This window comes from Xanthomonas cissicola (assembly GCF_008801575.1).
Lineage (GTDB): Bacteria > Pseudomonadota > Gammaproteobacteria > Xanthomonadales > Xanthomonadaceae > Xanthomonas > Xanthomonas cissicola.
In genome coordinates this window covers 1-4960 of the sequence record NZ_VZPL01000133.1, presented here as the reverse complement: position 1 = coordinate 4960, position 4960 = coordinate 1, and the positions used below count along the sequence as shown (strand labels likewise).

The window sequence follows — 4960 nt, the reverse complement described above, 5'->3', positions numbered from 1 at the left end:
CACCGAAATCGAACGCTGGCGACGCGAATACAACGAGGACCGACCCAAGAAGGCGATCGGCGGCATGACCCCGGCTGCTTATGCCCAACATCTGGCAAACACCGATATCATTACCCCCGGACTCTAAACCAAACCACTACTCAGGGTGGGGGGACGTCGTTTGAAGCGGTCGATCAATGCAGCGAAAGCGGGTGCGGCAGGAATGGTTGCCAAAACGATATGGAAATAAATCTTCTGCCTGGGGCGCGAGCTCGCAGGCCCTCTGTCCCAAGGCAGGCGGCCATCGCTGATAGAAACAATGGCTCGGTCCCCCTTCGCCAGGTCGGTAGGGCGGTCATACGTCTGCGGTGACAGCACCTCCAGTGCAGACCACGCAGCAAGCACATCCTTGGGGCGATTGGCATAAATTTTGGGGGGATGTGACGAGTCAGGCGGAGCCACAGGTGGAGACCAGAGCCTGTCCCGGTCGCCAGTGGCACCTTCGGCCTGCGATGGGGGTGCAGGATGGTCTTGCCCAGCTTCCGGGCTCAAGCGAGCCAAGGTCTGCATGACCTCGACCTCCAACTCTTTTGCCCGTGCAGTTCTTCTAAACCCTAGTTCGGTCGCAATGGCGAGCAATACCGGGGAGGCATTCTGGGATGTGGAAAACAGTTCCTCGAGCTGATCGATGGAGCTGGAAAGATAGGGACGGCTCATCCTTGACTCGGTGGTGATATGGCTTCGGTCCAGTTTACGCAGAGGAGCGGTGCCAGCGTCGATCTACCTCACGGGCAAGCGGACGCTAGCAATCGAGCCAAGCCCGGCGCTATGATCGAGGAAACATTGAAAGGAAACCTACCGATCACGCTTTCTGCAACGGATTGAATGGGTTAATTCGGAGGTGATCCGATCCCACTTCTACTGCCCGCGCCGAAGACTGACGGTTCGGCACGGCCAGCCTGGCTATTGGCGCGGCAACGCGGTAGACGATGTCCTCCAGCGCCATATCCGCAACCTGTGCAGCCGGAAAGATCCGACGAATCTCCGTCAGACTAAAACGGGTGTTTTTCCGGACGAAAATCTCACCCTCTGGTTCAAAACCGTAGGCTAGGGCAGCATCTGGCACAACGGTGTCGGGGCGAATGCGGCGCAATACGAGCTCTTTGCCGCCGCTCATGCTAGTTCTCGCGAGCAGCGCAACGCCGTCCGCTTGGGTGTCAATCCACTGGGGCATAGGTACATCCAAATCAAATGCTCAGCACCCACCCATGCTGCTGGGCGTAACTCCCCATGATCAGGCCGCCGCAGTGCTCCTTTCCGCACCGGATACAGGGCGATCCCAACGAACGTTGACGGCTTCGTAGCCGCCGCTTAGCAAGCTTGACAAAAAAAGCGACGCTAACAGCGGGTCGAATCCACGCTGCTCCGCCTGGCTGGTCCACGCGAGGTGAAGTCGTCCCCTCGTGATTTCGAAACCGGTGGCTACGCCGGCAATACCTACGGCGCCGACGGATGTTTGCGCCACGACCAGCTCGGCGTGGCGATCCGTTTGCTCTATGCGCAACACTAAGTCGGGCACCCCTGTGTGTGTGTGCTGACCACCGTGGCGCACGCGCCCTTATTCAATCTCTCTGCGACTGCCAGACGCGCGACGAGACTGTTGGCTCGGTAGGCTGCGTGAGTTCGGCGAGCGCCGCCGAAGTAAACGTAATCTGGGTAATCGACCATCACTTGAAAGGGCAGTTGCGCGCCGGCATCGCGCGCGGCACGAACCGCTAGCGCGTGCATGAGAGACTTGAGGAAAGCGGATGTGCCTCTCTTTCGAGTCAACCTCTCCATCCCGCCGAATGAAACCACGGAAGCGCCATCTTCGATCAGCGTGCGCGCCTCATGAATGAATCGCGGCAGAGGCGTCAATGCCCATCGCATAAGCCCGACGTCTACAGCGGTATGCGGGCTGAAAACGCGAGCGGCGACTTCCGGTGCGGGCCTTCCGGATAGGTGAACAATGTTGCTTCCGGGCTTGTGCTGGAAGAAATCACGCGGAACATCAATCATCCGTGCCCGCGGGAAAATATGCAGAAATTCATCGGGAAGCAGCACCGTTGAATCCCGCACGTATTGCGCTCCTTCTGGCAAGAAGCCCAGTTCTACAACGTCCGGCGGTATGCATCCGCCGGACGTCACCGTTTGCAAGACCATCTGGCGTGCATGCGGGCAACCCGGCTTCGGCCGCCAAAGCAGCACAAGGTCATGCTCGGCCAGGTCGACCCAATTCGCCATAGTCAGCTGGATACAAAACTTTTGCCCGGACTATAGAGCAGCCCGATCAGGCGACGAAGCTCATTCGTCCGCTCCGCCATCACCGCCACTTCTTCCAGGGCCGATGCTACGCCTGCCTTGCCGCCGTGCTCCTTCATCAGATGGCCAAGCAACTCATCCATTTCCTCGCTGTTGAGGTGCTTCTCCGAATGCCGCTTGGTGGCGGTCATCATGTTCAACAGAGTCAATTCAGGCGTGTCGCACAGCATCGTGAACTCGCCCAGCGGATCGCGAAAGGTTTCTATCGTATGCAGCTTGGGATTGTCAGGCTCAACCTTTCCCACTGACTGCACAATGTTGTACCGATCGCTGGCCCCGAACAGGGGACGCACATATTGATATTGGCCAGTGACAAAGACACGTCCCATCTTGGGGGCCTTGTGCCACGCGGTGGAGAAGCTGATCGTCGCTGAAGGTGTCAGGTAATGTGCAATACGCAGACCATACCGACTGAACACTGATTCTGCGTCCAGGCCATTCTGCATGTAGACGCCCTGGCAGATCTTTACGACTGCGGGCTCAGAGTTGGCATCCTTGGACTTGCTCCCCCGATACACGACGTATCGGTCGACATTAACGCCGACGATATAGATCTCATGCTTCGGGTTGAGGGGCATTGCGCTACTCCTGTCTGTGTATAATACTAACATATATGCCAATGAAAGTGGCCCGCACCGACCCAAGGAGGCGTGTTCACCCCCCCGGAAACGTTACGGACCGCACACTTTAGTTGCTAAATCAGCGCCCGCGCGTTACCGTCCGGGCGCTGATTTCTGCCAACTGACTCGCACAATCGGCCAAATCCCCTGTAGTGCATGGGGGTTTGGCCGTTACAAGCATGTATAACCTGACGTAAATTGTACGCATACACCAGGACTTCGGCATGAGCCTAAATACCGCCACACCTCAGTCCCTCAGCTCCGCCCTGGCTCAGCTTCGCCAGCAGCTAGCTGTACCGTTTCTCAAGTCGCAGGCTAAGCCTGTAGCTGACCCGGTAGCATTCGGCCAGATCCGCGACGCAGGGCTGGACGCGAAGGACAACCTCCGCCAGCGTTTTTCAGCACGGCCTTAAAGGACACAGGGCGGTCGCCCGCCCTGATGTCTTTTTCGTCCCTGAGTATGGCTGTTAGAAGTCGTTCGCCCCCGACCCCAGCGGCTCGAACTTGGTGATTCCTCCGGAGAACCTTGCCCGTACGGTCCCAGTCGGGCCGCTGCGCTGCTTGCCGATGATCAGCTCGGCAATTCCCTTCTCGGTGGAATCCTTGTTGTAGTAGTCATCCCGGTAGATGAAGACGATTACGTCCGCGTCTTGCTCGATGCCGCCTGACTCGCGTAGGTCTGCCATGAGGGGACGCTTGTCGGCCCGTGTTTCCAAGGATCTATTGAGCTGAGACAGTGCTACCACCGGAACTCGCAACTCCTTGGCTAGCGCTTTCAGACTTCGAGAAATGTCAGCTACCACCGTCGCGCGATTCTCTTTCGATCCCGGGACCATCATTAGCTGCAGGTAATCGACGACGATCAGGCCAATATCCTGTTCACGCTTCAATCGACGTGCCTTTGACCGCAACAGATCTGGACTTAGCGCTGGTGAGTCGTCGACGAATAGCTTGAGGCCTTGCAGCTTCTTCATGGCAGACATTACTTTCGCCCAATCCTCATCCTCCAGCTTGCCGGTTTTGAGCCGCTGTCCGTCGACGCGACTTTCGGCTGCCACCATGCGCAGGAACCATTGGTCTGAGGACATCTCCATAGAGAAGATTGCAACTGCTTTCTTCGAGCGCGTAGCCGCGCTTTCTGCGAACCCCTGGGCCAACGTAGACTTACCCATGCCAGGTCGAGCCGCAACGATGATTAGATCCGTGTCCTGCAGCCCGGCGGTCATCTCATCGAACTCAGGAAGACCAGTAGGAATACCGATAATGCTGCTGTCGTTCTCGTAGCGCTCCTGTAGCGTTGTGACGACACGCTTCAAACCCGTGGTCACGTCTGTGTATGTGTGACGCACCCTCCCACCTTCGGCCACGCTGAAAATACGCTGCTCAGCGATCGCGATGAGTTCATCCGTCTCCCGGCCGCCAGGGTGGTAGCCGTCATTGACGATTTCGGTCCCGTGCTCGATGAGTTCACGAAGGCGGGCACGATCGCGCACAATCTTGGCGTAGCCCGCGATGTTGGCGGCTGAAGGCACGGTGCTGGCTAACTCGATCATGTAAGCACCGTTACCGACCAATTCGAGCTGACCCTGCTCCTCGAACCAGGTGCCCATGGTCACCGCATCGTACGGCTGACCTTTTTCGTCAAGTTCGCAAATCGATCTGTAGATGAGCCTATGGTCTCGTCTGTAGAAGTCTTCCTCTACAAGTAGATCCTTGACAACATCGAGTGTCTCCGGCACAAGCATGAGGCCGCCCAGAACGGATTGCTCAGCCTCTACGGAATGAGGCGGTATTTTGAGCCGTGCGAGGTCCCCATCTGCGCCGCGCTTTGGTATCTTCCCACCGTCCTGCATGTTGATTCCTCAGAATGCGTTAGGGCCTGTTAACACATCCGAAGCCCATCAACGACTAGGACGAAGCTGAGGAATCCAAGGAACATGACATCCAGCTTCTCGAAGCGCGAGAAAATCCGGCGGTAGCCTTTCAAGCGACGGAACAGT

Annotated in this window: 7 protein-coding genes and 1 pseudogene; 2 read left to right on the top strand and 6 right to left on the bottom strand. The window is 57.5% G+C overall.

From position 1 onward, the window contains the following. Positions 1 to 127: integrase core domain-containing protein (locus tag F7R02_RS27455; RefSeq protein ID WP_151210081.1), on the top strand; the 127-nt coding region annotated here is incomplete at its 5' end. Here the strand turns inward: F7R02_RS27455 and F7R02_RS27450 are convergent. Next, the gene (locus F7R02_RS27450) at positions 124 to 696 is read right to left on the bottom strand and encodes a hypothetical protein (protein WP_235857262.1); all 573 of its coding nucleotides are present in this window, start codon (positions 694 to 696) and stop codon (positions 124 to 126) included. The genes F7R02_RS27455 and F7R02_RS27450 overlap by 4 nt on opposite strands. A gap of 145 nt (positions 697 to 841) precedes the next feature. Continuing rightward, positions 842 to 1213, bottom strand: a complete 372-nt coding sequence (locus tag F7R02_RS27445; protein ID WP_208789139.1) for a hypothetical protein — start codon at positions 1211 to 1213, stop codon at positions 842 to 844. Positions 1214 to 1426: 213 nt separating this feature from the next. Between F7R02_RS27445 and F7R02_RS27440 the strand changes: the two genes are divergently transcribed. Beyond that, complete coding sequence (locus F7R02_RS27440; RefSeq protein WP_268874961.1) at positions 1427 to 1549, top strand: hypothetical protein; 123 nt, start codon at positions 1427 to 1429, stop codon at positions 1547 to 1549. Here F7R02_RS27440 and F7R02_RS27435 read toward each other — a convergent pair. From F7R02_RS27435 to F7R02_RS27420, 4 genes and pseudogenes are all read right to left on the bottom strand, one after another. After that, a complete protein-coding gene (locus F7R02_RS27435; RefSeq protein WP_078588749.1) occupies positions 1546 to 2262 on the bottom strand; it encodes a hypothetical protein in 717 nt (238 codons plus the stop codon). The two genes, F7R02_RS27440 and F7R02_RS27435, sit on opposite strands and share 4 nt — an antisense overlap. 2 nt (positions 2263 to 2264) lie before the next feature. Then, positions 2265 to 2918 (bottom strand): hypothetical protein, encoded by a 654-nt coding sequence (locus tag F7R02_RS27430; RefSeq protein ID WP_078588747.1) that lies wholly within the window; start codon positions 2916 to 2918, stop codon positions 2265 to 2267. Between the two features lie 509 nt (positions 2919 to 3427). Beyond that, complete coding sequence (locus F7R02_RS27425; protein ID WP_078588746.1) at positions 3428 to 4813, bottom strand: replicative DNA helicase; 1386 nt, start codon at positions 4811 to 4813, stop codon at positions 3428 to 3430. Between the two features lie 29 nt (positions 4814 to 4842). Then, positions 4843 to 4960: pseudogene (locus F7R02_RS27420) on the bottom strand (IS5-like element ISCARN85 family transposase); the annotation flags it as partial.